Here is a 24,406-nt window from a genome sequence, read left to right as displayed (position 1 = left end):
ACGAAACCCGGACGCACCGTCCGCGTGTCGGGCGCCCGACGCACCGATGGTGCGCAACTTCCATTGAAGTCGAAGACCTGATTTCCATTGAAATCGGGGACATCCGGTCCCGGCACAGCAGCGGAAGACCCTGCCGGAGAACGGAAGAAGCCCTCCCCGGCCGAGGCCGAGGAGGGCTTCTCCTGATCAGACCGTGACGATCACTCCGGCGGGATGAACGCCGTCTGGATCATCTGCGGACCACCCCGCAGGCTGCGGCTCACCAGGGTGCCGCGGCCCGCCGGGAGCTGGCGGGACTTGATGTTGGCCACCAGCTGGCCGTCGTCCTTGTTCGCGCTCATCGCCAGACCCGGGGCCGACGTCTCGCGCATCTTGCCGATCAGCGGCTCGTACAGGGCGCGACCCGCGCCACCGGAGTTGCGGGCCAGCACGATGTGCAGACCCACGTCGCTGGCCGTCGGGATGAACTCCGCCAGCGGCGCCAGCGGGTTGTTGCCCTGCGGGGCCACCAGCTCGTAGTCGTCGACGATGACGAACAGCTCCGGACCCTTCCACCAGGAGCGGTTCTTCAACTGCTCCTGCGTCACGTCCGGACCCGGCAGCCGCTTCTTCAGCGACCCCACCACGTCCTTGACGTTGCTCTTGAGCTGGTCCGCGCTCACCGAGTACTCCAGCAGGTGGCCGGTGTTGAGGAAGCCCAGCATCGTGCGCCGGTAGTCGACCAGCAGGATGAGCGCTTCCTTCGGCGTGTACCGCTCGGTGATGCCCTTGATGATCGTGCGCAGCAGAGCCGTCTTGCCCGACTCCCGCTCGCCGAACGCGTAGAAGTTCGGCTCGGCGTTGAAGTCCAGGTACACCGGGTGCAGGCCGTCCTCGTTGATGCCGATCGGCACCAGCTTCGGGTTCGGCTGCTGCTCCGGCCGCGGCAGCTGCTGGTACGGCAGCATCTCCGGCAGCAGGCGGACCTGCGGCGCCGGACGGCCCTTCCAGGAGCTCTTGACCCGGTTCACCAGGTCCGCGACGCCTTCGGAGACGTCGTCGTTGTAGAGCTCCCAGCCCATCCGCGGGGCGCGGACCGGCTTGCCCTCGTCGATCTCCCGCTTGACCTGCTCGATCTCCGCCTCGACCCGGTCACCGATCTTCTCCGAGTCCACGCGGGGCAGCGCGGTCAGGAAGTGCAGCTTGGAGCCGTGCATACCGCGACCCGGCCGCCCCTGCGGCACCTTCACCGCGAACTTGCGGTCGATCTCGGACTCGCTCGGGTCACCCAGCCGCAGCTCGATGCGGGTCTGCATCAGGTCCTTCATCGCCGGGCGGATCTCCGCCCAGCGCGCCGCGGTCACGAACACGTGCACGCCGTAGGCCAGACCGTTGGCCGCCAGGTTCAGCACGTCCTGCTCGAGGGCCTCGAACTCCTCGCGGAAGGTCCGCCAGCCGTCGATGATCAGGAACGCGTCGCCGAACGGGTCGTCCTCGAACTCACCGCGACGGCGCTTGTTCCGGTAGTCGTTCATGCCCTCGACGCCGTGCTGCGCGAAGCGGGCCTCCCGCTCGGCCATCATCGTCTTGAGCTCGGCGATCGACCGGCGGACGGTGTCCGCGTCGCGGCGGGTGCCGTAGCCACCCATGTGCGGCAGGCCGCGCAGCGCGCCGATGGAACCACCACCGAGGTCGATGCAGTAGAACTGCACCTCCTGCGGGGTGTGGGTCAGCGCCATCGAGGCGATCATCGCGCGGACCGTGTTCGACTTGCCCGCACCGACACCGCCGACGATCGCGCCGTGCCCGCCCTGACCGCTCAGGTCGAGGATCATCGGGTCCTGGCGCTGGTTGTACGGCACGTCGATCAGGCCCACCGGGACCTGCAGGCGACCGCTGCCCGCGTAACCGGCGGCGGTGTAGCCGCGGTCGTCGGTCTGCTGCAGCGGCGGCAGCAGGCTGTCCAGCGTCGGCGGGGTGTCCAGCGGGGGCAGCCACACCTGGTGGGCGGGCGGGCCCTGGCCCTGGACCTTGTTGATGACGATCTGGAAGTCGGTCGGGTCGAGGTCGCTCTTCTTCTCCTCCTTGACCTCTTCGACCGCCGGCTTCTCCGGTTCCTTCGGCTTCTCGATGTAGTCCGGGATGAAGAACCGCGGCATCTTGTCACCGGTGACCGGCGAAGCAGCGCCCTTGATCGCCGGGCGGCGACCGCTGGTCTGGTGCACGTGCCCGGACACGAACGCGGCGCGGAACCGCTCCATGCCGTTGGGGTGCTTCAGGTACCCGTGACCACCGGTGGCCGGGAGGTCCGCGGCGTCCGGCACGCCGATCGCCGCGCGGGACTCGGCCGCGTTAAAGGTCTTCAGACCGATCCGGTACGACAGGTGGGAGTCCAGACCGCGCAGCTTGCCCTCTTCCAGCCGCTGGGAGGCCAGCAGCAGGTGGACCTGCAGCGATCGGCCCAGACGACCGATCATCACGAACAGCTCGGCGAAGTCCGGCTGCTGGGACAGCAGCTCGGAGAACTCGTCGATGACCACGAACAGCGCGGGCAGCGGCTCCTGGCAGCGGTCGTCGCCCGCCTCGGCCATCTTCCGGTAGTCCCAGACGTTCTTCGCGCCCGCCTTGTTCAGGACCTCCTGGCGGCGGTTCATCTCACCGGCCAGCGCGTCCTGCATGCGGTCGATCAGCGAGCCGTCGCCCTCGAGGTTCGAGATGTTCGCCGACACGTGCGGCGCCGGGTCGAACCCGTTGAAGGTCGCACCACCCTTGAAGTCGACGAGCACGAAGTTGAGCATCGACGACGAGTGGGTGGCGATCAGGCCGAGCACGATGGTGCGCAGGAACTCGGACTTACCGGAACCGGTCGCACCGATGCACAGGCCGTGCGGGCCCATACCGCCCGAGGCGGTCTCCTTGATGTCCAGGTGGACGATCTCGCCCTGCTCGCCGGGGCCAATCGCGACGCGGTACAGGTCGTCGCGGGACCGCGGCCGCCAGGCCTCGTTGAGGTCGAAGGTGACGACGTCACCGGCCAGGCCCAGCTGCTCGATGTAGTTCAGCGGCGTGGTCAGCGGCTCGTAGCCGCCGCTGTCCGCCTCCGACGCGCCCGCGCCACCGGCGACCCGGTACGGGGACAGCTGGCGGGCCAGCGCCGCGGCCTCCTCCATGGTCAGCGAGTCCGGCTTGCCGAACCACTCGACACCGCTGCCGCCGCGGGCACCGATCCGGTCCTCCTCGACGACCATCCGCATGCCGCGGCGCGCGGTGAGCTGGCCGAGCAGGTCGGACAGGTCGATCATGGTGACGCCCGCCAGGCCGCCCTCGACGTAGAGCGCCTCCTCGCGGCTGATCTCGGCGTCGTCGATGATGATCACGACGTGCGGCTGGCCGTCCGGCGGCGCCGCGTTGCGCTGGAAGCGCGGGCGCTCGGCCAGCTGCTCGGAGAGCATCTGCTCGATCGCGGCCAGCGAACCGGCCATCAGCCGCATCTGGCCGATGCCATCGGTCTCGGTCGGGTGCTGGGCGTGCGGCAGCCACTTCACCCACTCCCACTCGGTGCGCGCGCGACCGCTGCTGGCGACCGCGATGATCACGTCGTCGGGGGTGTGGAAGGTGGCCAGCTGGCACACCATCGCGCGGGCCAGCGCCCGCACCAGTTCCTTGTCGCCCTGCAGGCCGACCGCGGCGAAGCCGCGCAGCGAGGTGGCGATCGGCAGGTCCGGCACCAGCGAGTGCGCGCGGACGAAGCGGCGCAGCGCCAGCGTGGTGATCGGCTCCAGCTCGTCGACCGGGCCGGTCTGCGGCGGCACCAGGCGGGTTTCCAGCCGCTGCGAACCGCGGCCCACGCGCACCTGGCAGAAGTCGTTGTCGTTCGGGCGTCGCTCCCACATGCGCCGGCTCGGGCCGGCCGCCAGCGACCACAGGGTCTGCGGGTCCGGGTGCACCCACTCCCGCGCCAGCCGCTGCTCGTCGGCAGCTTCCCGCGCGCGGTCCCGCATCTGACCGAGGTACCGCAGGTAGTCCTTGCGGTCCTCGTTCATCTCAGCCTTCTTCTGGCTGCCCTCCTTGCCGCCACCGGCCATCATCCCGAACGTTGAGATGAGCATCATCATCGGCATCATCATCATCATCGGGTTGTTCTGCGCCCGCTGGAGCATGAAGACCATCATTCCCAGCGAAGCGACGATCATGACGGCCGGCAGGACCTTCTGGACGATGTTGCCCGGAATCGTCCGCGGGATCTCCGGCGGTGGTTCGAGGTGCACCTCCCCGCCCGGTGGCCTGGGAGCGGCCAGGCGTGGCGTTCGCTTGAACTGCAGCGTGCTCACCGGACGCAACAACCTTTCCGTGTCAAACGTGCTCTCGATGTCGCGCCCAGCATTCTGCACAGCTGCGGCGCCACCGGCGGCGGGGTGGGAGTCGGACGTGACCAAGCAGATACGAAGTCGTTGGCACGAGTTCCGCCAAACCCGTCACCCCTCGACGGTCGGTGTGGCCATACTAGGGGCGCTCTCCGACCGGGCGGGTCGGTTTCGGAAGAAAAAACCGGCCTTGGTTGGATCGAGCCCCAGACGACAAATGAATGCAAGGCAATCAACCTTCAGGGAGTAGGGGGCCCAAGTGGCGACCGGGACCACGGTGTTCAGCCGCGTGACGGTGGTGGCGCCTACAACTCGCATCGACCTGGCGCTGCCTTCCGACGTGTCGGTGGCAGACCTGCTGCCGATGCTGCTGGAAATGGCCCGCGAGACGACCCCGGACGGCGGTTCGCGGCACGGCGGCTGGGTCCTGGCCAGGCTTGGCGACAGCCAGCCGCTCGAACCGAACCAGTCGCTGTCCGCGCAGGGCATCGTGGACGGTGACATGCTGCAGCTGCGGCGCGGCGCGGACAACCCGCCGCCGCCGCTGTACGACGACGTCGTCGACGCGCTCGCCGAGGCCGAGCCCGGAAGCTACCGGCCCTGGACCAAGGAAACCGCGGCGAAGGTCGGGCACACCGCCGGTGCGCTGGCGATGATCGGCGCGGCCGCGGCGCTCGGGCTGGCCGGACCGGCCGGGCTGCTGCACCACCTGGACACCACGACGTCCGTCGTGTACCAGATCGTGGCCGCCGTGATCGGCGTGGTCGTGGCGATCTTCGCGACCGGCGTCGGCTCCATCGTGACCCGCGCGTACGCCGCGCCGACCACCGGAACCGTGATCGCGGCGGCGGGCGGTCTGCCGTTCGCCTTCGTGGCGGGCTTCAACATCGTGCCCGGCAACGCGCTGGAACCGCGGTTGCTGCTGGCCAGCGCGCTCACGCTGATCTTCGCCTCGGTGTCCATCATGGTCATCGGCGCGGGCATCGTCACGTTCATCGCCGCGGCCACCGCGGGCGCCTTCGGCACCATCGCCTTCATCATCGCGACGCTGGTGCCGCAGGCGAACGAGGCGGGCATCGCCGCCGGTGCCGCCGCCATCGGCCTGGCCGGCATCTCGCTGCTGCCGCGCATCACCATCCAGCTCGCGAAGCTGCCGCTGCCGCACGTGCCGGGCAGCGCCGAGGACCTGAAGGAAGACACCGGTTTCCCGGACTACCGGATGATCGAGCGGCAGACCGGCCTGGCGCACCAGTACATGACCGGTCTGATCGTCGGCTGCGGCGTGGTCGCCGCGATCGGCGCGGTGGTCGCCGCGGCGTTCAGCCCGATCTGGGGCGCGGCGTTCGCCGTCGTGGTCTCCGCGGTCCTGCTGCTGCGCGGCCGCAACTACGCCAACGGCAGCCAGGCGATCGCGCTGCTGTTCAGCGGTCTGCTGTCCTCGCTGGGCGTGACCATCGGCCTGCTGGCGCAGGTCGGGACGATGCCGATCGCGGTGGCCTGGGTGTTCCCGCCGCTGCTGCTGCTCGGCGTGCTGTCGATCATCTTCGGCGTGGTGTTCCCGAACCGCCGGTTCTCCCCGGTGCAGCGCCGCATGGTGGACATCCTGGAGGCGGTCCTGATCGCCCTGGTGCTGCCGCTGGCCCTGGCCGCGATGGACCTCTACATGTACATCCGCGACCTCAACATCAACTTCTGAGGGACGGCTCGATGCGCTCAAGGTTCTCCCGCAGCACGCTGCGCACATCCGCGCTGCTCGCCGCGGTCGGCGTGCTCGCGCTGGGTGGGCCGACGGCACCCGCGATGGCGCAGACGGTCGGTCCGCCGGAGCTGGACCTGTCCAAGCGGACCGGTAGCAAGCTGGACACGTTCGGCTACCCGCAGAAGCAGGCGTGCATGCAGGGCAACCCCGGCGGCGGCCTGATCGAGGAAAAGCCGTGGAGCCAGCTGACCCTGGGCTACGAGCGAGCTCACGAGCAGGGCTTCAAGGGTCAGGGCATGAGCGTCGCGGTCATCGACACCGGCGTGAACAACCACCCGCGGTTGCAGGGCCGACTGATCGCCGGTGACAGCAGCATCCCCAAGGGCGGGCCGCTCACCGACTGCGACGGGCACGGCACCATCGTGGCGGGCATCATCGCGGCCGCCCCGGACCCGACGAACCAGACCGGCTACGTCGGGGTCGCGCCGGAGGCGTCGATCCTGTCCCTCAGGCAGTCCTCCAGCCTGTTCATCGAGGACGAGACGAACAAGACGGTCGGCAACACCGAGACGATGGCGCAGGCCATCAACCGGGCGGTGGCCGACCGGGTCGACGTCATCAACATCTCGCAGTCCTCCTGCCAGCCGATCGCGCAGGCCGCCGACCCGCGCAACACCGGCAACCAGCAGCTGCAGACGGCGGTCAAGGAGGCCTACGACGCGGGCGTCGTGATCGTCGTCGCGGCAGGCAACGTCGGCGGCACGTGCCAGAAGAACCCGACCGGCAGCCCGACGACCGCGGTGCTGCCCGCCTGGTTCGACGACTACGTGCTCACCGTCGCCTCGGTGAACGAGCAGGGCGCGCCCTCGGAGTTCACCGTGCCGGGCCCGTGGGTGGACGTGGCCGCGCCGGGCCAGAACCTGATCACCCTCGACCCCGGCAACGGGGGCACCGGCCTGGCCAGCCAGATCGCGCACGGCCAGGACGGCCAGATGGGTCCGATCGAGGGCACCAGCTTCGCCGCCCCGTACGTGTCCGGACTGGCGGTGCTGATCAAGCAGAAGTTCGCGGCGGAGGGCAAGCACCTCACCGCGAAGCAGATCATGGACCGGATCAAGGAGACGGCGCTGCACCCCGGCGGTGCCAACGGGCGCAACGACATCGTCGGCTACGGCACGGTCGACGTGGCGGCGGCGCTCGGCGACGTGGTGCCGTCCGAGTGGGGCAAGAAGGACCCGCCGCAGAAGCAGGCCCACCTGGGTGCCGACGTGATCCCGCAGAAGGACTACCCGGCCCTGATCATCGCCCTCGGCGGTGCGGGAGCGGGAATCGCGGCGATCATCTTCACGGCGTTCCTCACCAACGCGGTCCGCAACGTCCGGGCCCGAACCCGCGGCAACCGCTAGCAGCACCAACGCGAAACGGCCCGGTGTCCGAACTGGACACCGGGCCGTTCTGCATCTCGTGAGCGGCGACGGCCGCTCTTACGACCATCGCCGCTCACGAGTCTGATGCGGTTCAGATCAGCTCTGCTTGCGCCGCTTGGGAGGGGGCGCGTCTCCGACCGAGGCCGTGCCTGTCTTCGGCTTGGGTGGCGGGGCATCGCCCACCGATGCCGTGCCAGTTCTCGGCTTGGGCGGGGGCGCGTCGCCTACCGCTGCTGACTTCGGCTTGGGGGCTTCCGCGTTGGCGGGATTGGGGTGGAGGGCGTCGTCGATGGACTTGCGGGGTTTGTCGGTTTGGAGGACCGACGGGATGTCCAGCTTTCCCTTGCGGGTCACCGGTTCCTGGGGCTGCTGCTTCTGGTCCTGCGGGGTTGCTCCGAAGACCGGTGGGGCCGTGTCCGGGGGCGTGCCGAACAGCTCCTCCGGCTTGGACTTGAAGCGGGACTGGTTCTTGCGCTCCTGGCCGGTGCCCTGGGCGCCCATCATCCCGCCCATCATGCCCATGGGCATCATGCCGCCGTACATCCCGCCCGCCGCGACGGCACCTGCACCGCCCGCAGCGACCGCAGCACCAGCAGCGGCGGCGGGCGGCGACGCCGCCGAGGGCTCCCCGGCCGCGGTCCGGCCGCCTTCTGCCAACGGGGCTTCGGCCGCAGCAGTTCCAGCGCCGGTCGCGCCAGCACCGCCTACCGCTCCAGCCCCAGCGCCAGTCGCACCGGAACCAGCCTCACCACCGCCAGCCGCACCGGCACCACCTGCCCCGGTGCCTTCGGCCGATGCCGCCTCGGTCTCCGCCGGGGGCGGGGTGGGGGCGTTGAAGTCCCAGGCCTGCGCGGGCATCCGCTCGTCGAACTGGACCGATCCCGTCGAGCGGCCCGCCTCGAGGTCCTCGCAGAACCGGGCGAACGCCCGATAGGTGTCCGAAATGGACTCCGTCAGCTCCAGCGCGGGCTTGGCCAGCTCGGCCAGGTGCTTGCGGGCGCGCTCGGGCCCGTCCTCGGGCGTCAGCATCGCCGCGGACACCGAGTCCGCCGCCTCCGCGATCAGCTCGCCGAGGTCGTCCACCTGCGTCTGAACGCCCTCGACGGTGTGCTCCAGCACCTCCGCCAGCGCGCGCATCGCGTCGATCAGGTCGTGGCCCGCCAGACCCACCTCGCGGATGTGCCCGAGGAACGCATCGGCGTCCGCGCCCTGCCAGGCCGAGTCGATGCCGCCGAGGCGGCCCTGCACGTCCCCGGTCGCCTGCTCGATCGCGTCGGCGGTCTCCCGCCAGATCCGGGCCGCTCCGCGCAGGTCCTCGTGGTGGCCGACCAGGTCCGCGAGATCCGCGGGGATCGAGCTGGCGAAGTCCAGCTCGCGCGAGACTCGCGCCAGGTAGTCGAGGTGCTCGGCCACCGCGTTCTTGTCGCGCGCCATGTTCAGCTCCCCTGCTTCCGGATCTCGACGGCACCGTCGTCATCGCCACCGGCGTGGAAGTCCACGACCTCCCGCAGCTCGTCCCCGGCGCGGGTCAGCGCCTCGCTGGCGCGGCGGCTCTGGTCCACCAGCAGCTCGACCAGCCGCTGGTAGGACTCGGCGGCCCCGGCGTTGCGCCCGAGCTCGCCGAACGCCTCCGGGGCCAGCTCCGCGGCGGCCAGCTTCTGCGGCGCGGCGGCGATCTCCTCACCCGCCGTGCGCACTTCGCGCGCGTACGTGGCCAACCATTCGACATCGACCCGGATCCCCGACATCCGGCACCTCCCGCGTAGCTCACTGCTTCAGATCTCTGACGATGCGGCGTGAGCCGCATGTTCTTTCTGGTGAGCGGGCAGTCGACTCGCACCGCCGCGGGTTCTCAGCGTTCGCCTGGCGAGGACGGCCCTGACGCCGTGTATCGGTCAGGGCACCCGCAGCCAGGCGGGCGCTGAGGTTCCGCCACCGGCACCGCCACGCAAACCAGCCACTGGAAACCGCTCTTGATAGCAATCCGCCCGCAGCATCACCGTTGCTGCGGGCGGATCGCTTGTTCTCTCGGACGTTCGAGCGGGCCTGTTCGGTTCCCCCTCCGGCTGCGCCGGAAGCGGATCAGCTGCCCGCCTGGGCCACTCCGGCCTGCTGCTGCGGGTTCTGCGGCGGGCGGTTCACGCCCGGGCCGACCGGAACCGCGTCGTAGGTCATGCTGGCGTTGGCCGGGTCGAGGAAGTCGCCCTTCGGCAGCACCCGCGTCAGCCAGGACGGCCCCGCCTTGATGTCACCGCCACCGCCGATCACACCGAGACCCTGCGCGGTGGCGACGTCCTTGATGCCGTACTGCACGCCCTGGTCGGACACCATGAAGATCGGACCGCTGCCCGCACCCGCCTCGTTGGAGGCGCCGCGCACCACGGCCGCCTTGCCCGCCGGCATGTAGAAGTAGTCGACCTTCGGGCCGGTGCCGTCGTACTGCGCCAGCTTCACGGCCGCCTTCGCAGCCGGCGTGCCCTTGTTCAGGGTCGCCGTGATGTTCTGGTCGCCGTTGACGTTCTTCCAGCTCAGGCACGAGGTGTCGGCCTGCTGGAAGGTGACCGGCTTGGGCACCGCCACCGGGAAGCCGGACAGGTTGATCTGCTCGCTCCGATCGGCCTCCTCGGCGTCGGTGATCGCACCGGTCGCGTTCGGGATGTCCCGGCTGTTGGTCTTGGCCGCGTGCAGCACCGCCGCCGCGCCCTCGCTGATCTTCTGCTTGCCGCTGGGCAGCAGCAGGTAGAACTCGTCCGGCTGGCCCGGAACCGTCCGGCGGACCACGTCGCCGACCTTGCGGTTGGTCATGTAGCCCTGCAGCTGCTGACCGTCACCGTCGATCTGCGGCACGTGCAGCGCCGGGACCTCCGGGATCGCGTTGAGCATGTTGGTGCTGATGGTCCGCGGCGTCGCGCCCCGGAGCCCGTACATGTCCAGCACGGTGGTCTCGGTGCTCTTGATCAGCGACTTGACCACGCGGGTGTGCGGCTGGCCGGGCAGGTCCTCCACCCGGTAGATCAGGTACTCGCGCTCGGAGGTCGGGTCCTTGACGTACAGCGACTGGTCCGGCGCCAGCTCGGTGCCGTGGTTGCCGTCACCGCCGATCACCGTCGTCTGGACCTTGGTCGCCTCCTCCACGCGGGCGTCGTTGAGGGTGTCCTTGACCTGGCCGACGTCGCAGATCGCCCACGACGGCTCGGCGATGTTCTTCGCGTCCGGCAGGTAGGTCGGGGCGTTGACCAGGCCGGTGAGCGAACCGCGCGGGAAGTCGCCCAGCGCCGATTCCTTCACCACCGTGGTCGGGATCGCGCCGCCGCCCTGCGCGCCGCCCTGCGCCATCACCAGCAGCTTCGCCGAGGCCACGTTGAGCATCGGGATGAGCCGCTTCTCCGCCTGCTCGTCCGAGGTGACGACGAAGACGGCGCCGGTCTCCTTGCCGATGACGATGGAACCCGGCTGCGGCACCGAACCCTTGCCGCCGAACAGGCCCCACACCAGGAACCCGATGCACGCGATCGCCGCGAGCACGGCCCCGGCCACCGTGGCCCGCTTGTGCGAACCCATCGGATCGTGGAGCATCACCGCGTCTTTGCGCACCAGCGCCGACTCCATGCGGCGGAGCACGAACCGGTACGCCTGAACCTGTGACTTCGTTGTGGGTGTTGATGCCATTCTTCGCCTACAGCTCTCCCGTCCGAGGTACGGTTTCGCAGGATAGTCGCAGAGAGATACCGAATGGGTGCGGTTCGACCGAGTCCGTCAGTATTCTCTTCACGCGGCTGATCGAAGATTCGCGTCCCAGCGCGCCGAGTGCCGCACCTACCTGCGAGGGGGAGAGACCGAACGGATGTCCGTGACCACGCAACATCCGGCCCAGCCGAAAGCTCCCGGGCCCGCCAACCCGCCCCGCGCTCGCATCCGCGCGCGGCGGCGGCGCATCAACGGCGTAACGCTCGGCGGCATCCCTGCGGCCAACATCGTGCTCATCGAGGTGGGCCTCGCCATCGGGCTCGTCCTGACGATCGTCGGCGCGAAGCTGAACCTGGTGCAGGTCCTGCTCCCGGTCGGCGGTGGCATCGCGCTGCTGTGCCTCATCATCGCGCTGCTGCGGCGCCGCGGCCGCTGGTTCACCCAGTGGTTCGGCCTGGTGCTGGAGTACCGCGGCCGCAACCACACCCGGGTTTCCCACCCGGCCAACGTCGACGCCATGGAACCGGCCGAGGACAAGGACGGTGACGGCATCATCGGGCCGGACGAGAACCACCGGGTGGCGCTGCTGCGGCTGGTCGTCGAGGACCTGGTGATCGCCCGGACCCAGGACCACGACCGCAACCCGGTCGGCATGTCCTGGCACAACGGCAAGTGGACCGGCGTGCTGATGGTCGAGCCGCCGCCGTCGCTGCTGAACCCCGTTGACAGCGCGCCGAACCTGCCGCTGGGCGTGCTGGCGCCCTGCCTGGAGGACCGCGGTGTGGTGCTCGACGCGATCCAGGTCATCTGGCACTGCTACCCGGGCAGCGCGGCGCTGCCGTCGAACTCCCCGGCGCTGAACTCCTACCTGGAGGTCCTCGGTCGGCTGCCCGCGGCGGCGCGGCGCACCACCTGGATCGCGGTGCGGCTGGACCCGCAGCGCTGCGCCAAGGCGATCGGCGAGCGCGGTGGCGGCATCCTCGGTGCGCAGCGCGCGCTGATCGGTGCGATGTCGCGAGTGCGCAACGCGCTGGAGCGGCAGGGCATCCCGAGCCGCCCGCTGGACCCGGACGAGCTGCTGCAGGCCGGGATCTCCTCGGCGGAGCTGCACAACGTGCTCGGTTCGCAGCGCCCGGTGGGCCTGAAGGAGCGCTGGGACGGCGTGACCGCCGGTGGCGTCGGCCACTCCAGCTACGCCATCACTGGTTGGCCGAACCAGATGAACGACAGCCTGAACGCGCTCACCGGCATCCGCGCGCTGTCCACCAGCATCGCGCTGTCCATCTCGCCGGTCGGCGAGGAGGGCGAGGTCGGGCTGCGCGGGCTGGTGCGGGTCAGCGCCCGGACCCCCGCCGAGCTGGACACCGCCGACGAGCGGCTGAAGGCGATCAGCAACCGACTCGGGCTGACCCTGACCCCGCTGCGCGGCTCGCAACTGGCCGGTTACGCAGCGACGCTGCCGCTCGGAGGTGCGGCATGAGCCGAAGCAGAACGATCGACGTCCCCGGGAACAAGGCGGCGGCACCGGAGTTCCTGGTCACCCCGGAAACCCTGGACGCCATCGCCCCGTCCGGCGACCGCGGCGGGGTGATCATCGGCTCCAACCCGCAGAACGAGGCGGAGGCGGCGTCCATCCTCCGCCCGCACCCGACCCGCATGGTCACCGTCGGCGGCCTGTACCTCGCCCGGCAGCTGGCGCTGCGCGCGATGGCCACCGGCGCGTGGGTGATCATCGCCACCGGGCGCCCGGGCGCGTGGAAGGTCCTGGAGCGGGCCGCCGGGCAGACCCCGGACGGCAAGCCGGTGCCGCTGGTGCAGATCCGCCGACTGGCCCCGTTCGACCTGCCGAGGTCCACTGAGGACACCCCGCTGCTGGTGATCCACGACGGCGGTGCGGTGCCGCAGGAGCTGTTCCCGCCCCGCGCCCCGTGGCAGACCACGATGTACGTCCTGCCCTACCTGCACCCGCAGGTGAGCAGCGGCACCGCGGCGAACACGGCGGACCTGGTGCTCCTGCAGCGCCTCCCGCTGAACCAGGCCCAGCTGTCCCAGCGCATCTGGAGCCTGAAGAACCCCCAGGTCCAGCAGCTGACCCAGCTCAAGGACGACCAGGTCATCGCCCTCGGCAACATGACCTGGACGATGATCCGCCTGGTGACCAGCAAGAAGGAGCAGGAGATCCTCGGCCCGATCCGCCGCGGCGACTGATCCTGGACGTTCCGCGAAGAAGCCCCGGCCTGCTGGTCGGGGCTCCTTCGTCTTCCCGGGCTCCCGCTCCCGCCCCGGGGTCACGCGATTTCAATGGAAATCGGACGTCCGATTTCCATTGAAATCGCGGAAGTCCGCCGCAGCGCGGACGACCTGTCCACAGGTCTCGGCATGTCGTGCGCCCGACACGCCGTCGGACCACAGTTTCAATTGAAACCGTGGTCCGTCCGAAGTGGTCAGTCGAGGCAGAACTCGTTGCCCTCGGGATCGGCCATCACGATGTGCCCGCCGCTGAACGGCGGAGCGGGCTCGTGACGGCGCACCCGGGTCGCGCCCAGCGAGACGAGCCGGTCGCACTCCGCTTCCAGCGCCGCCATCCGCTCCGCGCCCTGCAACCCGGGTGCCGCGCGGATGTCGAGGTGGACGCGGTTCTTGGCGGTCTTGCCCTCCGGCACCCGCTGGAAGAACACCCGCGGGCCGCGCCCGTCCGGGTCCTCGACCGCCGACCTCGCGTTGCGCTCCTCCGCCGGAACACCGACCCGCGCGAGGAATTCGTCCCACGCGGCAAGCGGATCGTCGCCCTCGGCCAGCTCGACGCCGGGCGGCCCGGGGATCACGTAGTCCAGCGCATCGCGCCAGAACGCCGACAGCGCCCGCGGATCGCGCGCGTCGAAGGTGAGCTGGATCTCGCGGCTCATCGAACAACAGCTCCGTTCGCGTGCAGGTGGAGGTCGCGCAGCAGGCACACCTCGGACAGGTGGTGGATGAGCTCGCGGTGGATGTGCAGCACCAGCTCCGCCATCGACCGCTCGGCGAACGGACCCTCCGCCTCACCGCACGGTTCGGCGAGCCCGGCCTCGCCGAGGGATTCCACCCCGGCGAGCCACGCGGCGCACTCCGCGTCGAGCTGCTCCAGCGCCTCGGCGGCGGTCGCCGCGTACTCGAAGGACCAGTAGTCGGTGGGGGTGCGGCCGAAGTGCGAGGCGTTGCGCATCGCGAGGACGCCGACGATCACGTGCCCGAGCCGCCAGGCGATCGTGGTGAACGGCGGCGGCACGGGCTCCGGGAACGCGAAGTCGATGGTCATCGCGCCCGAGCCGCCCTGCATCGGCGCGGTCCCGGTACCGCGCGGGCGCACGTTCCAGCAGTCGGGCACGGGCTCCCAGAAGTACTCGTCGTCGGTGAGCCCGTCGAGGCGCGGGCGCAGCTGCGCGTTCCAGTGCCAGGTGAGCTGGTCGCGGAGCAAGAAGTTCCAGTCGGTCATGCGCACATCGTCACCGATATTGCGGACAGGTGCCTTCCGTGATTCGTGCGAGGATCTGCGCATCGGCCCCCAGCGCCGACTCCTGATCAACCGCATCTCAGGGGACCGCGATGCAACCCAGCCACAAGAAACCGCGAAACGTGAGATCACTCCCGGACGCAACCACCACTGAAAAATCGCGGAGAGGCGGGACTGCGACGACCGAGCGGGTTCTACGGCTGCTGGCGCTGCTCCAGCGGCGGCCGTCCTGGACCGCCACCGAGCTGGCCGCCGAGCTGGGTGTGACCGACCGCTCGGTGCGGCGCGACGTGGAGCGCTTGCGGGCGCTCGGGTACCCCGTGCACGCGACGGCGGGCGTCGGCGGCGGCTACCAGCTCGGCGCGGGCACCCGGCTACCGCCGCTGCTCCTCGACGACGAGGAGGCGATCGCGACCGCGGTGTCGCTGCGCCTGGCCTCCGGCGGCACGGTCGCCGGGACCGGCGAGGCAGCGCTGCGCGCGCTGGCGAAGCTCGACCAGGTGATGCCGCCGCGGCTGCGCGCCGAGGTCCGAGCGGTGCACGGCGCCACCGACACCCTCGTCGGCCCGGGCACCGAGATCGACGCGGACCTGCTGGTCACCCTCGCCCGGGCCTGCCGCGACGCCGTCCGCGTGCGCTTCCGCTACGCGGCGCGCAACGGCGAAGAGCGCGAGCGCACGGTCGAACCGGTCCGCATGGTCGCCACCCGTCACCGCTGGTACCTGATGGCCTTCGACGTCGACCGCGACGACTGGCGCACCTTCCGCCTGGACCGGATGCACGACGCGACGGCGACGACCTGGCGCTTCCGCCCCCGAGAACACCCGGACCCGGTGGCCTACGTCCAGCGCGCCACCTCCGAAGCCCCGTACCGCCACCTGGCCCGAGTACGCCTCCGAGCCACCGCGACCCGAGTCCGAGAACTGGTCCCACCCCAGGTCGCGAAGGTCGAAGAAGCCGAAGAAGGCTGGTGCACCCTCACCGCCGGAGGAGACGACCTCGACTGGCTGGCGATGCACATAGCCCGCCTCGGCTTCGAAACGGAGGTCCTCGACCCCCCGGAGCTCCGAGAAGCAGCCCAACGCCTCGCCCACCACCTGGCCGCGATGGCCACGCGCTGAGCACGAACCTCCCCACCCGGATCCGCAGTTTCAATTGAAACTGTGATCCGCGCTGCGTGGAGTCCGCGGTTTCAATTGAAACTGCGGTCCCACCGCGTGTCGGGTGCCGGACACGCCGGGGGATGTGGACAGGTCGTCCAGGCTGAGCAGAACCTCCGCGATTTCAATGGAAATCAGACGTGCGATTTCCATTGAAATCGCGTCCACCCCGGAGCACCGGCGGGACGGGAACCGGTCAGGGACGGGTGCGGACTGCTCGGGTCTGGACGGCCCGGGCCTCCAGCTCTTCGTCCGGCGGGTAGTCCACCGCGGTCAGGGTGAGGCCGTGGGCCGGGGCCACCGCCGTGGTGCGGGTTTCCGAGGTCAGGACCTCCGCGGGCCAGGGGGTGGTGCGGCGGCCGTCGCCGACCATCAGGAGGGTGCCCACCAGGCTCCGGACCATCGAGTGGCAGAAGGCGTCCGCGCTCACGTGCGCGACGATCAGGTGGTCGTCGACGCGCTCCCACTCGAAGCGCTGGAGCTCGCGCACCGTGGTCGCGCCTTCGCGCGGCTTGCAGTACGCCGCGAAGTCGTTGAGGCCCAACAGGTCCTGCGACGCGGCGTTGAGCGCGGTCACGTCCAGCGGGCGGTTCCAGGCGAGGGTGTCGCGGCGGCGCAGCGGGTCGACGCCCCAGGGCGCGTCCGACACCTGGTAGCGGTAGTGGCGCCGCAGCGCCGAGAAGCGGGCGTCGAAGGCCTGCGGGACCACTCGCGCGCCCAGCACCCGCACGTCCGCGGGCAGGATCCGGTTCCACCGGTGCACCATCCGCGCCAGGTCCGGAACTCCTTGCGCGTCAACGGGAATCCGCCCGGCTCCGGGCTCGTGCGGCACCGCGTCGAGGTGCACGACCTGCCCCGAGGCGTGCACCCCGGAGTCCGTGCGACCGGCCACCACCACCGAGCGCGGCACGGACCGCCCCGGCGGCTGCTTCGCCAGCGCGTCCTCCAGCAGCCCCTGCACGGTGCGCTGACCCGGTTGCTTGGCCCAGCCGCAGAAGTCCGTGCCGTCGTAGGACACGTCGAGGCGCACGCGAACGAGCCCGCCCTCCCCAGCGGGAGCGGCGGGCTCGTCCACAGCACTGCGTGCCGGAATCAGGACTCGTCCTTCTTCTCGGCAGCGGTGTCCTCGGCCTTGGCCTCGGCCTCGGCGGTCTCCGCCGGAGCCTCGGCAGCCTCAGCGGCCTCGGCCTTGGGGGCCTCCTCCGCCTTCGGCTCGTCCTTGGCGAACTTCGTGCCGCGAGCGGCCTCCGCCTCGGTGGTGACCAGCTGCTCGGTCACCAGCGCGATGACGGCCATCTTCGCGTTGTCACCCTTGCGCGGCATCGTCTTGATGATGCGGGTGTAACCGCCGGGGCGGTCCGCGAAGTGCGGGCCGATCTCGGCGAAGAGCTTGTGCACGACGTCCTTGTCGCGGATGGTCTTCAGGACCTCGCGACGGTTGTGCAGGTCACCCTTCTTGGCCTTGGTGATCAGCCGCTCGGCGATCGGCCGCAGCCGCTTCGCCTTCGCCTCGGTGGTGGTGATCCGACCGTGCTCGAACAGCGCGGTGGCCAGGTTGGCCATGATGAGCCGCTCGTGCGCCGGCGACCCGCCGAGACGCGGACCCTTGGTCGGGGTGGGCATCGGTTGCTCCTCTCAGGGCGCGCCGGAACCCCGGACGCGCAACACAGCTACAGCTGCTCTGTCTCCGCGTAGTCCTGACCGTCGTCGTAGCCGTTGTCCTCGACGGGGCCGACCGAACCGACGGTGGCCTCCTCGGAGGACCAGCCCTCGGACGGGTACTCGGCAGCCGCCGCGGACGGGTCGAACCCGGGCGGGCTGTCCTTGAGCGCGAGCCCAAGGCCGGCCAGCTTCATCTTGACCTCGTCGATGGACTTCGCACCGAAGTTGCGGATGTCCAGCAGGTCGGCCTCGCTGCGCGAGACCAGCTCGCCGACGGTGTGGATGCCCTCCCGCTTGAGGCAGTTGTAGGAGCGCACCGTCAGGTCGAGGTCCTCGATCGGCATCGCGTAGGCCGCGATCGTGTCCGCCTCGGCGGGCGACGGGCCGATCTCGATGCCCTCGGCATCGACGTTGAGCTCGCGGGCGAGCCCGAACAGCTCGACGAGGGTGCGACCGGCCGACGCCACCGCGTCCCGCGGGGTGATGGACGGCTTGCTCTCCACGTCGAGGACCAGCTTGTCGAAGTCCGTGCGCTGCTCGACACGGGTCGCCTCGACCTTGTAGGTCACCTTCAGCACCGGCGAGTAGATCGAGTCCACCGGGATGCGGCCGATCTCGGCGCCGGTCTGCTTGTTCTGCATCGCGGGGACGTAGCCACGACCACGCTCGACGACGAGCTCGATCTCCAGCTTGCCCTTCGCGTTCAGCGTGGCGATGTGCAGATCGGGGTTGTGCACCGTGACACCCGCCGGCGGCACGATGTCCGCGGCGGTGACCTCACCCGGCCCCTGCTTGCGCAGGTACATCGTCACCGGCTCGTCTTCCTCGGAGCTGACGACCAGCTCCTTGATGTTCAGGATGACGTCGGTGACGTCCTCCTTCACACCCGGAATCGTGGTGAACTCGTGCAGCACACCGTCGATGCGCAGGCTGGTGACCGCCGCCCCCGGGATGGAGGAGAGCAGCGTGCGGCGCAACGAGTTGCCCAGGGTGTAACCGAAGCCCGGCTCCAGCGGCTCGATGACGAACCGGGAGCGGGTCTCCGACACCACCTCTTCGGACAGTGTGGGTCGCTGGGAGATGAGCACTTGACTTTCCTTTCCTCACGGCGCCCGCTATTTGACGCCGATGGAATGGCGTGCCCGCGTTGCGCGGGCCGGTGGCGGATTCCTGCACCGCCACCGCTGGCTGCGAGCCGCCGACGACCGCAGCGGCGGCCGTCGGCGGGACGCGTCACTTCGAGTAGAGCTCGACGATGAGCTGCTCGGTGACCGGGGTGTCGATCTGCGCGCGCTCCGGGCGCTGGTGCACCAGGATCCGCAGGTTCGAGGGCACGACCTGGAGCCAGGCCGGGACCGGACGCTCGCCCAGGGTCTCCTTGGCGATGATGAACGGCGTGGTGCCCAGGGACTTCGGCTTGACGTCGATGATGTCCCACTTCGAGACCTGGAAGCTGGGGACGTTCACGCGCTTGCCGTTGACCGTGAAGTGGCCGTGGCTGACCAGCTGACGCGCCATGCGGCGGGTCCGGGCCAGGCCGGCGCGGTACACGACGTTGTCCAGCCGGGACTCCAGCAGCTGCAGGAGGTTGTCACCCGTCTTGCCCGGGCGCCGGTTGGCCTCCTCGTAGTAGTTGCGGAACTGCCGCTCGAGCACGCCGTAGGTGAACCGGGCCTTCTGCTTCTCCTGGAGCTGCAGCAGGTACTCGGTTTCCTTGATGCGCGCGCGACCGTGCTGCCCCGGCGGGTACGGGCGGCGCTCGAACGCCTGGTCACCGCCGACGAGGTCAACCTTCAGACGGCGGGACTTGCGGGTCGCGGGACCGGTGTAACGAGCCATCTTTGTTCCTTACTCCTTTCCCGCGACTCAGACCCGACGACGCTTCGGCGGGCGGCAGCCGTTGTGCGGCTGCGGGGTGACGTCCTGGATGGTGCCGACCTCGAGACCGGCCGCCTGCAGCGACCGGATCGCCGTCTCGCGACCCGAGCCCGGGCCCTTGACGAAGACGTCGACCTTCTTCATGCCGTGCTCGGCGGCCTTGCGGGCCGCGTTCTCGGCGGCCATCTGCGCGGCGAACGGGGTGGACTTGCGGGAGCCCTTGAACCCGACGTGGCCCGCGGAGGCCCAGCTGATCACCGCACCGGTCGGGTCGGTGATCGAGACGATGGTGTTGTTGAAGGTGCTCTTGATGTGCGCCTGACCGTGCGCGACATTCTTCTTTTCCTTGCGCCGCACCTTCTTGACGGCGCCCTGGCGAGCCTTGGGTGGCATAGCTTTAGCTAACTCCTAGCGAGGCTTACTTCTTGGCCTTCTTCTTGCCGGCGACCGTCTTCTTCGGGCCCTTGCGGGTGCGGGCGTTGGTCTTGGTCCGCTGCCCGTGCACCGGGAGGTGGCGGCGGTGCCGCAGCCCCTGGTAGCACCCGATCTCGATCTTCCGGCGGATGTCGGCCTGGACCTCGCGGCGGAGGTCGCCCTCGACGCGGTAGTTGTTCTCGATGAAGTCGCGCAGCTTGGTGAGCTGCTCGTCATCGAGGTCGCGCGGCTTGGCGTCGGGCGAGACGCCGGTCCCGGCGAGGATCTCCTTCGCCCGGGTCTTGCCGATCCCGAAAATGTAGGTGAGCGCGATCTCCATGCGCTTCTCGCGCGGGAGGTCGACTCCGACGAGCCGTGCCATGCGGCTCCTTCTCCTTCTGTCAGTCCAGGTCTGCTCCCGCCCCGTCCCCGCAGCAGCGGGGCCCCGGCCTGGTCCGGGGGTCAGCCGACCCACTCACGGGTCGATTGGTGGCGGGAGTTCCTTCACTTGTCGTTTCGCGACTGGTGCGAGCTCAGCCCTGACGCTGCTTGTGTCGGGCGTTGTCGCAGATCACCAGCACCCGCCCGTGACGGCGGATGACCTGGCACTTGTCGCAGATTCGCTTCACACTCGGCTGGACCTTCACGGTCGTGCTCTCCTGCTCGAACGCGTGTCCGGGATCCCCCGAACACCGTGGAGGTCACTTGTAGCGGTAGACGATGCGCCCACGGGAAAGGTCGTACGGCGAGAGCTCCACCACGACCCGGTCCTCAGGCAGGATGCGGATGTAGTGCTGGCGCATCTTGCCACTGATGTGTGCGAGGACCTTGTGGCCGTTCTCCAACTCGACGCGGAACATCGCGTTGGGGAGTGGCTCGATCACCCGACCCTCGACCTCAATGGCCCCGTCTTTCTTGCCCATGTCCTCCGCGTTTCGTGACGGTGACGGTTTGCGGACCTAAGTCCCTGCCGCCGGCACCGGAGGCCCCGGCACCCGCGACGGACGCACACCTGCCCCCGGTCCGGTACACCGCGGAAGTCCCGTCCCGCACACTCGGGAACGGTTAACCAGGCACAACGAACCGACGCCAGGAGCGCGCCGATGTTCCATCGTACGCGCCGCCGATTCGCCCCTCCACATCGGGGCAGCTCAACGCGGTTCCGCACACGCAGGGTAACCGAACTTCCACGCTCGGGTCACTGCGTCACCGCGGCGGCTTGCGGGGGCGCTCCCGGCCTCACTACGTTCGATCAATCATCGACACCGCGGTCGAGGCCCACAACAGGGGAGAACCGAGGAGCAGCGTGACATCCCAGCAGGACCAACGCGACCCGCGCACCGCGCCGTGGCTGGACCGGGTAGCCCGGACCGCCAACCGCAAGCTCGGCGAGTACCGGACCTTCCTCCGGACCGCGGTCCGCAACCCCAGGATGGTCGGTGCCGCCACCCCGACCTCGGCCGCCGTCGCGGCGACCGTCGCCCAGGTGGTGCCCACCACCGGCACGCCCGTGGTGGTCGAGCTGGGGCCCGGCACCGGCTCGCTGAGCAACGGCATCCACGCCCGCCTGCCGCAGGGGGCGCGGCACATCGGCATCGAGCTCGGCGAGGGCATGGTCGAGCACCTGCGGGAGCACAAGCCGTGGCTGGAGGTCGTGCACGCCGACGCCGGCGACCTGCTGGCCCTGCTGGACAAGCGCGGCATCACCCAGGTCGACGCGGTGATCAGCAGCATCCCGTGGTCGCTGATGCACGCCGACGCCCAGGACCACGTCCTGCGCCAGGCCGCGGAGGCGCTCGCGCCGCAGGGCGCGTTCACCGCGCTCACCTACCTGCCCGCCGACCAGACGCCCGGCGGCCGCCGGTTCCGCAACCGGCTGGAGCACGTCTTCGACGAGGTGCTGACCCACACCACGTGGCGGAACCTGCCGCCGATCCTGCACTACATCTGCCGCCGCCCGCTGCAGTGACCGGGGTCTCCCCGGGAAGCTCCCGGAGGTCCCCGGCCGCCCGTCGGCGCATGCTCGGAGCATGACCCGACCGACGCGGCCGCCGACCACGCAGCGCGATGGGCCAACTCCGCTCCGCCACACCCCGCGACGGGCCGTGAACGGTTGCGCGCTGCGGACCGTGGAGGGGTTACCGTCGCGGCGTTCCACTGGATGGTAGGAGAAGGCGTGAGCAAGCGAAGGAAGCTGCGCGAGTACTGGACGTTCCTGAACAGCGCAGCCCGGCAGCCGTCCACGGTGGGCGCGGTGCTGCCGACGTCTCGGTACGTCGCGGAGGCGGTGGCCGCCGTGGTGCCCAGCTCGGGCGCACCGACGGTGCTGGAGCTCGGGCCCGGCACCGGCGCGCTCAGCGGGCCGATCCAGCGGCGCCTCGCCGAGGGCGCGCGTCACCTGGCCGTCGAGATCGACCCGAAGATGGTCCGGTTCCTGCAGCGCACCAAGCCGTGGCTGGAGGTGATCGAGGGCGACGCCACCCACCTGCGCAAGCTCCTCGACGCGGCGGGCGTGGACCGGGTCGACGCGGTGATCAGCAGCATCCCGTGGACCCTCCTGCCCGCGGAGAAGCAGCGCGACCTGCTGCACGAGGCGGCCTCGGTGATGTCGGCCGACGGGGTGTTCACCACGGTCACCTACCTGACGACGCTGTGGCGACCGCCGACGCGGGAGTTCCTCACCGCCCTGCACGACACGTTCGACGAGGTCATGCCGAGGTCCACGATCTGGCGCAACGTCCCCCCGGCCCGCGTCTACGCCTGCCGCCGCCCGAAGTGAGGTGCGATTTCACTGAGGTTTTCCCAACCTCGTTCTGCGTGGCGGTGCAAGTGGCGGAACCTCAGCGCCGGTGCAAGCTGCGAGGGTGGGCTATGCGCCTGCGGCGCATGCGACACCTGCCGACCGGTGCCGGTCGCCCTTCGCAGCTGCGGTCCACGGACAGGATGAACAAGTTCAATGGAAATCGGACATCCGATTTCCATTGAAATCGCGTCCCACCGGCGCACCGAAACCCGACAAACCGGAGGTCGTGGACGACTAGCGCGATTTCCATTGAAGTCGGAGATCCGATTTCGATGGAAATCGCGGCGCGTCAGTCCTCGTCGGGGGCGGTGAGGACCCAGGGGCCGTCCTCGGTGATGGCCACGGTGTGCTCCCAGTGCGCGGCGCGGGAGCCGTCGGCCGTCACCACGGTCCACTCGTCGTCGAGCTCCTCGGTCTCCGCCGTGCCCAGGGTCAGCATCGGCTCCACCGCGATCGCCATCCCGACGCGCAGCTTCGGCCCGCGGCCCGGCTTGCCGAGGTTCGGCAGGAACGGCTCCATGTGCATCTGGGTGCCGATGCCGTGGCCGCCGTACTCGGCGATGATCCCGTACTCCAGCCCGTCGGCCTTCGCCGCCGCGAGCGCCGCGGTCTCCACCGCGTGCGAGATGTCGGTCAGCCGGTTGCCCGCCCGGACCTGCTCGATCCCGGCCCACATCGAGGCCTCGGTGGCGGCCGACAGGGCGCGGTCCTTCGCGCTGACCTCGCCGATCGCCAGCGTCACCGCGGAGTCGCCGTGCCAGCCGTCCAGGATCGCGCCGCAGTCCACCGAGAGCAGGTCGCCCTCGGCCAGGACCTCGTCGCGCGACGGGATGCCGTGCACGACCTTCTCGTTCAGCGAGGCGCAGATGGACGCCGGGAAGCCGTGGTAGCCCTTGAAGGACGGCACCGCCCCCGCATCGCGGATGGTCTGCTCGGCGACCTCGTCCAGCTCACCGGTGCTCGCCCCGGCCTTGGCCTGGGCAGTCACCGCTGCGAGCGCGCGGGCGACCACCAGGCCCGCCGCGCGCATCGCCTCGATCTCGCCACGAGACTTGAGCTCGATGCCCTTCCCCCGACGCAACAACGCACTCACCTTCGCAAAGAATCTCGGAACTGCCCGGACCCGCCGGTGCCGGTCCGGGCTGCCGCGTCCGGCTCAGCCGCGGTCGCGGAGCGCGTCCAGCGCGCGGGCGGTGATCTCCTCGACCGAGCCCACCGCGTCGATCTTGATGATCCGGTCCCGGTAGTAGGACAGCAGCGGCTCGGTCTCCTCGCGGTAGACCGCCAGCCGACGGCGGATGACGTCCTCGGTGTCGTCCGAGCGGCCGCGCGCCAGCATGCGCTTGACCAGCTCCTCCTCCGGCACGTCGAACTGCAGCACGGCGGTGAGCTCGACGCCCTTCTCCGCCAGCATCTCGCGCAGCACGTCGGCCTGCGCGGTGTTGCGGGGGTAGCCGTCCAGCAGGAAGCCCTTGGCCGCGTCCTCGTCGGCGAGGCGGTCGCGCACCATCTCGTTGGTGACCTCGTCCGGAACCAGCTCACCGGCGTCCATGTAGCTCTTGGCCTTCTGGCCGAGCGGGGTCTCGTTGCCGATGTTGGCGCGGAACAGGTCACCGGTGGAGATGTGCGGAACGCCGAGCTGCTCGCTCAGCACGGCCGCCTGGGTGCCCTTGCCCGCACCGGGCGGGCCGACGAGAACCAATCGCACCAAGGGTCTGCCTCCGAATCAATCCGATCGCACGCCAACTCCTGACGAGCGCTGCGCGGCGCCCACCTGCCTGCGAGCGACCGCTGCTCAACCCCACGCATGGACCTGGGTCGCACCAGGCATGCCGGAACCTGC

At 70.0% G+C, this 24,406-nt stretch carries 23 protein-coding genes; 7 read left to right on the top strand and 16 right to left on the bottom strand.

Going from position 1 to position 24,406, the window contains the following annotated elements; translation table 11 throughout:
* Nucleotides 1-200 precede the first annotated feature (200 nt).
* Nucleotides 201-4,310 (bottom strand): type VII secretion protein EccCa, encoded by a 4,110-nt coding sequence (gene eccCa, locus F1721_RS14295; protein WP_150067148.1) that lies wholly within the window; start codon nucleotides 4,308-4,310, stop codon nucleotides 201-203.
* A gap of 292 nt (nucleotides 4,311-4,602) precedes the next feature.
* Here eccCa and eccD point away from each other — a divergent pair, with 292 nt between their 5' ends.
* Together eccD and mycP are read left to right on the top strand one after the other, a co-directional pair.
* Nucleotides 4,603-6,039 (top strand): type VII secretion integral membrane protein EccD, encoded by a 1,437-nt coding sequence (gene eccD / locus F1721_RS14290; RefSeq protein WP_150067147.1) that lies wholly within the window; start codon nucleotides 4,603-4,605, stop codon nucleotides 6,037-6,039.
* Between the two features lie 11 nt (nucleotides 6,040-6,050).
* Entirely contained in the window at nucleotides 6,051-7,448 is a 1,398-nt protein-coding gene (mycP, locus tag F1721_RS14285) for a type VII secretion-associated serine protease mycosin (protein WP_150067146.1), read from the top strand.
* Between the two features lie 117 nt (nucleotides 7,449-7,565).
* Here the strand turns inward: mycP and F1721_RS14280 are convergent, their stop codons facing one another.
* The 3 genes from F1721_RS14280 to eccB form a co-directional block, all read right to left on the bottom strand.
* Nucleotides 7,566-8,903 carry a WXG100 family type VII secretion target gene (locus tag F1721_RS14280; protein WP_150067145.1) on the bottom strand — a complete coding sequence of 446 codons (1,338 nt, stop codon included), beginning with the start codon at nucleotides 8,901-8,903 and terminating at the stop codon, nucleotides 7,566-7,568.
* A 2-nt stretch (nucleotides 8,904-8,905) separates the two neighbouring features.
* Entirely contained in the window at nucleotides 8,906-9,217 is a 312-nt protein-coding gene (locus tag F1721_RS14275) for a hypothetical protein (protein ID WP_150067144.1), read from the bottom strand.
* Between the two features lie 334 nt (nucleotides 9,218-9,551).
* Nucleotides 9,552-11,138, bottom strand: a complete 1,587-nt coding sequence (gene eccB / locus F1721_RS14270; protein WP_150067143.1) for a type VII secretion protein EccB — start codon at nucleotides 11,136-11,138, stop codon at nucleotides 9,552-9,554.
* 175 nt (nucleotides 11,139-11,313) lie between these two features.
* Between eccB and eccE the strand changes: the two genes are divergently transcribed.
* Entirely contained in the window at nucleotides 11,314-12,636 is a 1,323-nt protein-coding gene (eccE, locus tag F1721_RS14265) for a type VII secretion protein EccE (protein ID WP_246154863.1), read from the top strand.
* Complete coding sequence (locus F1721_RS14260) at nucleotides 12,633-13,364, top strand: hypothetical protein (protein WP_150067142.1); 732 nt, start codon at nucleotides 12,633-12,635, stop codon at nucleotides 13,362-13,364. The genes eccE and F1721_RS14260 overlap by 4 nt, the downstream gene beginning before the upstream one ends.
* Before the next feature lie 236 nt (nucleotides 13,365-13,600).
* On the opposite strand, the gene F1721_RS14255 is transcribed toward F1721_RS14260, so the two are convergent.
* A complete protein-coding gene (locus F1721_RS14255) occupies nucleotides 13,601-14,062 on the bottom strand; it encodes a VOC family protein (RefSeq protein ID WP_150067141.1) in 462 nt (153 codons plus the stop codon).
* Nucleotides 14,059-14,628, bottom strand: a complete 570-nt coding sequence (locus F1721_RS14250; protein WP_150067140.1) for a DinB family protein — start codon at nucleotides 14,626-14,628, stop codon at nucleotides 14,059-14,061. The genes F1721_RS14255 and F1721_RS14250 overlap by 4 nt, the downstream gene beginning before the upstream one ends.
* A gap of 140 nt (nucleotides 14,629-14,768) precedes the next feature.
* Between F1721_RS14250 and F1721_RS14245 the strand changes: the two genes are divergently transcribed.
* On the top strand, nucleotides 14,769-15,767 hold the full coding sequence (locus tag F1721_RS14245) for a helix-turn-helix transcriptional regulator (protein WP_246154861.1): 999 nt from the start codon (nucleotides 14,769-14,771) through the stop codon (nucleotides 15,765-15,767).
* Between the two features lie 235 nt (nucleotides 15,768-16,002).
* Here the strand turns inward: F1721_RS14245 and truA are convergent, their stop codons facing one another.
* The 8 genes from truA to infA all read right to left on the bottom strand — a co-directional run bounded on the left by truA (nucleotide 16,003) and on the right by infA (nucleotide 20,683).
* Entirely contained in the window at nucleotides 16,003-16,881 is an 879-nt protein-coding gene (gene truA / locus F1721_RS14240; protein ID WP_150067138.1) for a tRNA pseudouridine(38-40) synthase TruA, read from the bottom strand.
* A 17-nt stretch (nucleotides 16,882-16,898) separates the two neighbouring features.
* Nucleotides 16,899-17,429, bottom strand: coding sequence for a 50S ribosomal protein L17 (gene rplQ / locus F1721_RS14235; RefSeq protein ID WP_150067137.1), 531 nt, complete (start codon nucleotides 17,427-17,429; stop codon nucleotides 16,899-16,901).
* A 47-nt stretch (nucleotides 17,430-17,476) separates the two neighbouring features.
* On the bottom strand, nucleotides 17,477-18,556 hold the full coding sequence (locus tag F1721_RS14230) for a DNA-directed RNA polymerase subunit alpha (RefSeq protein ID WP_150067136.1): 1,080 nt from the start codon (nucleotides 18,554-18,556) through the stop codon (nucleotides 17,477-17,479).
* A gap of 145 nt (nucleotides 18,557-18,701) precedes the next feature.
* Nucleotides 18,702-19,307, bottom strand: coding sequence for a 30S ribosomal protein S4 (gene rpsD / locus F1721_RS14225; protein WP_150067135.1), 606 nt, complete (start codon nucleotides 19,305-19,307; stop codon nucleotides 18,702-18,704).
* A 27-nt stretch (nucleotides 19,308-19,334) separates the two neighbouring features.
* Nucleotides 19,335-19,739 (bottom strand): 30S ribosomal protein S11, encoded by a 405-nt coding sequence (rpsK, locus tag F1721_RS14220; RefSeq protein ID WP_150067134.1) that lies wholly within the window; start codon nucleotides 19,737-19,739, stop codon nucleotides 19,335-19,337.
* Between the two features lie 25 nt (nucleotides 19,740-19,764).
* Nucleotides 19,765-20,142 carry a 30S ribosomal protein S13 gene (gene rpsM, locus F1721_RS14215; RefSeq protein WP_150067133.1) on the bottom strand — a complete coding sequence of 126 codons (378 nt, stop codon included), beginning with the start codon at nucleotides 20,140-20,142 and terminating at the stop codon, nucleotides 19,765-19,767.
* 151 nt (nucleotides 20,143-20,293) lie between these two features.
* A complete protein-coding gene (gene rpmJ / locus F1721_RS14210; protein ID WP_010315372.1) occupies nucleotides 20,294-20,407 on the bottom strand; it encodes a 50S ribosomal protein L36 in 114 nt (37 codons plus the stop codon).
* A 54-nt stretch (nucleotides 20,408-20,461) separates the two neighbouring features.
* Nucleotides 20,462-20,683 carry a translation initiation factor IF-1 gene (gene infA / locus F1721_RS14205; protein ID WP_009948665.1) on the bottom strand — a complete coding sequence of 74 codons (222 nt, stop codon included), beginning with the start codon at nucleotides 20,681-20,683 and terminating at the stop codon, nucleotides 20,462-20,464.
* Nucleotides 20,684-21,066: 383 nt separating this feature from the next.
* On the opposite strand from infA, the gene F1721_RS14200 reads away from it, so the two are divergent.
* Both F1721_RS14200 and F1721_RS14195 read left to right on the top strand, forming a co-directional pair.
* Nucleotides 21,067-21,729, top strand: a complete 663-nt coding sequence (locus F1721_RS14200) for a class I SAM-dependent methyltransferase (RefSeq protein WP_246154860.1) — start codon at nucleotides 21,067-21,069, stop codon at nucleotides 21,727-21,729.
* Between the two features lie 207 nt (nucleotides 21,730-21,936).
* A complete protein-coding gene (locus F1721_RS14195) occupies nucleotides 21,937-22,539 on the top strand; it encodes a class I SAM-dependent methyltransferase (RefSeq protein ID WP_150067132.1) in 603 nt (200 codons plus the stop codon).
* Between the two features lie 313 nt (nucleotides 22,540-22,852).
* On the opposite strand, the gene map is transcribed toward F1721_RS14195, so the two are convergent.
* On the bottom strand, nucleotides 22,853-23,647 hold the full coding sequence (gene map / locus F1721_RS14190) for a type I methionyl aminopeptidase (RefSeq protein ID WP_150067131.1): 795 nt from the start codon (nucleotides 23,645-23,647) through the stop codon (nucleotides 22,853-22,855).
* Nucleotides 23,648-23,719: 72 nt separating this feature from the next.
* A complete protein-coding gene (locus F1721_RS14185) occupies nucleotides 23,720-24,274 on the bottom strand; it encodes an adenylate kinase (RefSeq protein ID WP_150067130.1) in 555 nt (184 codons plus the stop codon).
* Nucleotides 24,275-24,406: the final 132 nt, after the last annotated feature.

The organism is Saccharopolyspora hirsuta, from assembly GCF_008630535.1.
Taxonomy (GTDB): Bacteria; Actinomycetota; Actinomycetes; order Mycobacteriales; family Pseudonocardiaceae; genus Saccharopolyspora; species Saccharopolyspora hirsuta.
The sequence above is the reverse complement of the archived record's forward strand: the minus strand, read 5'-3'. Positions and strand labels throughout refer to the sequence as shown.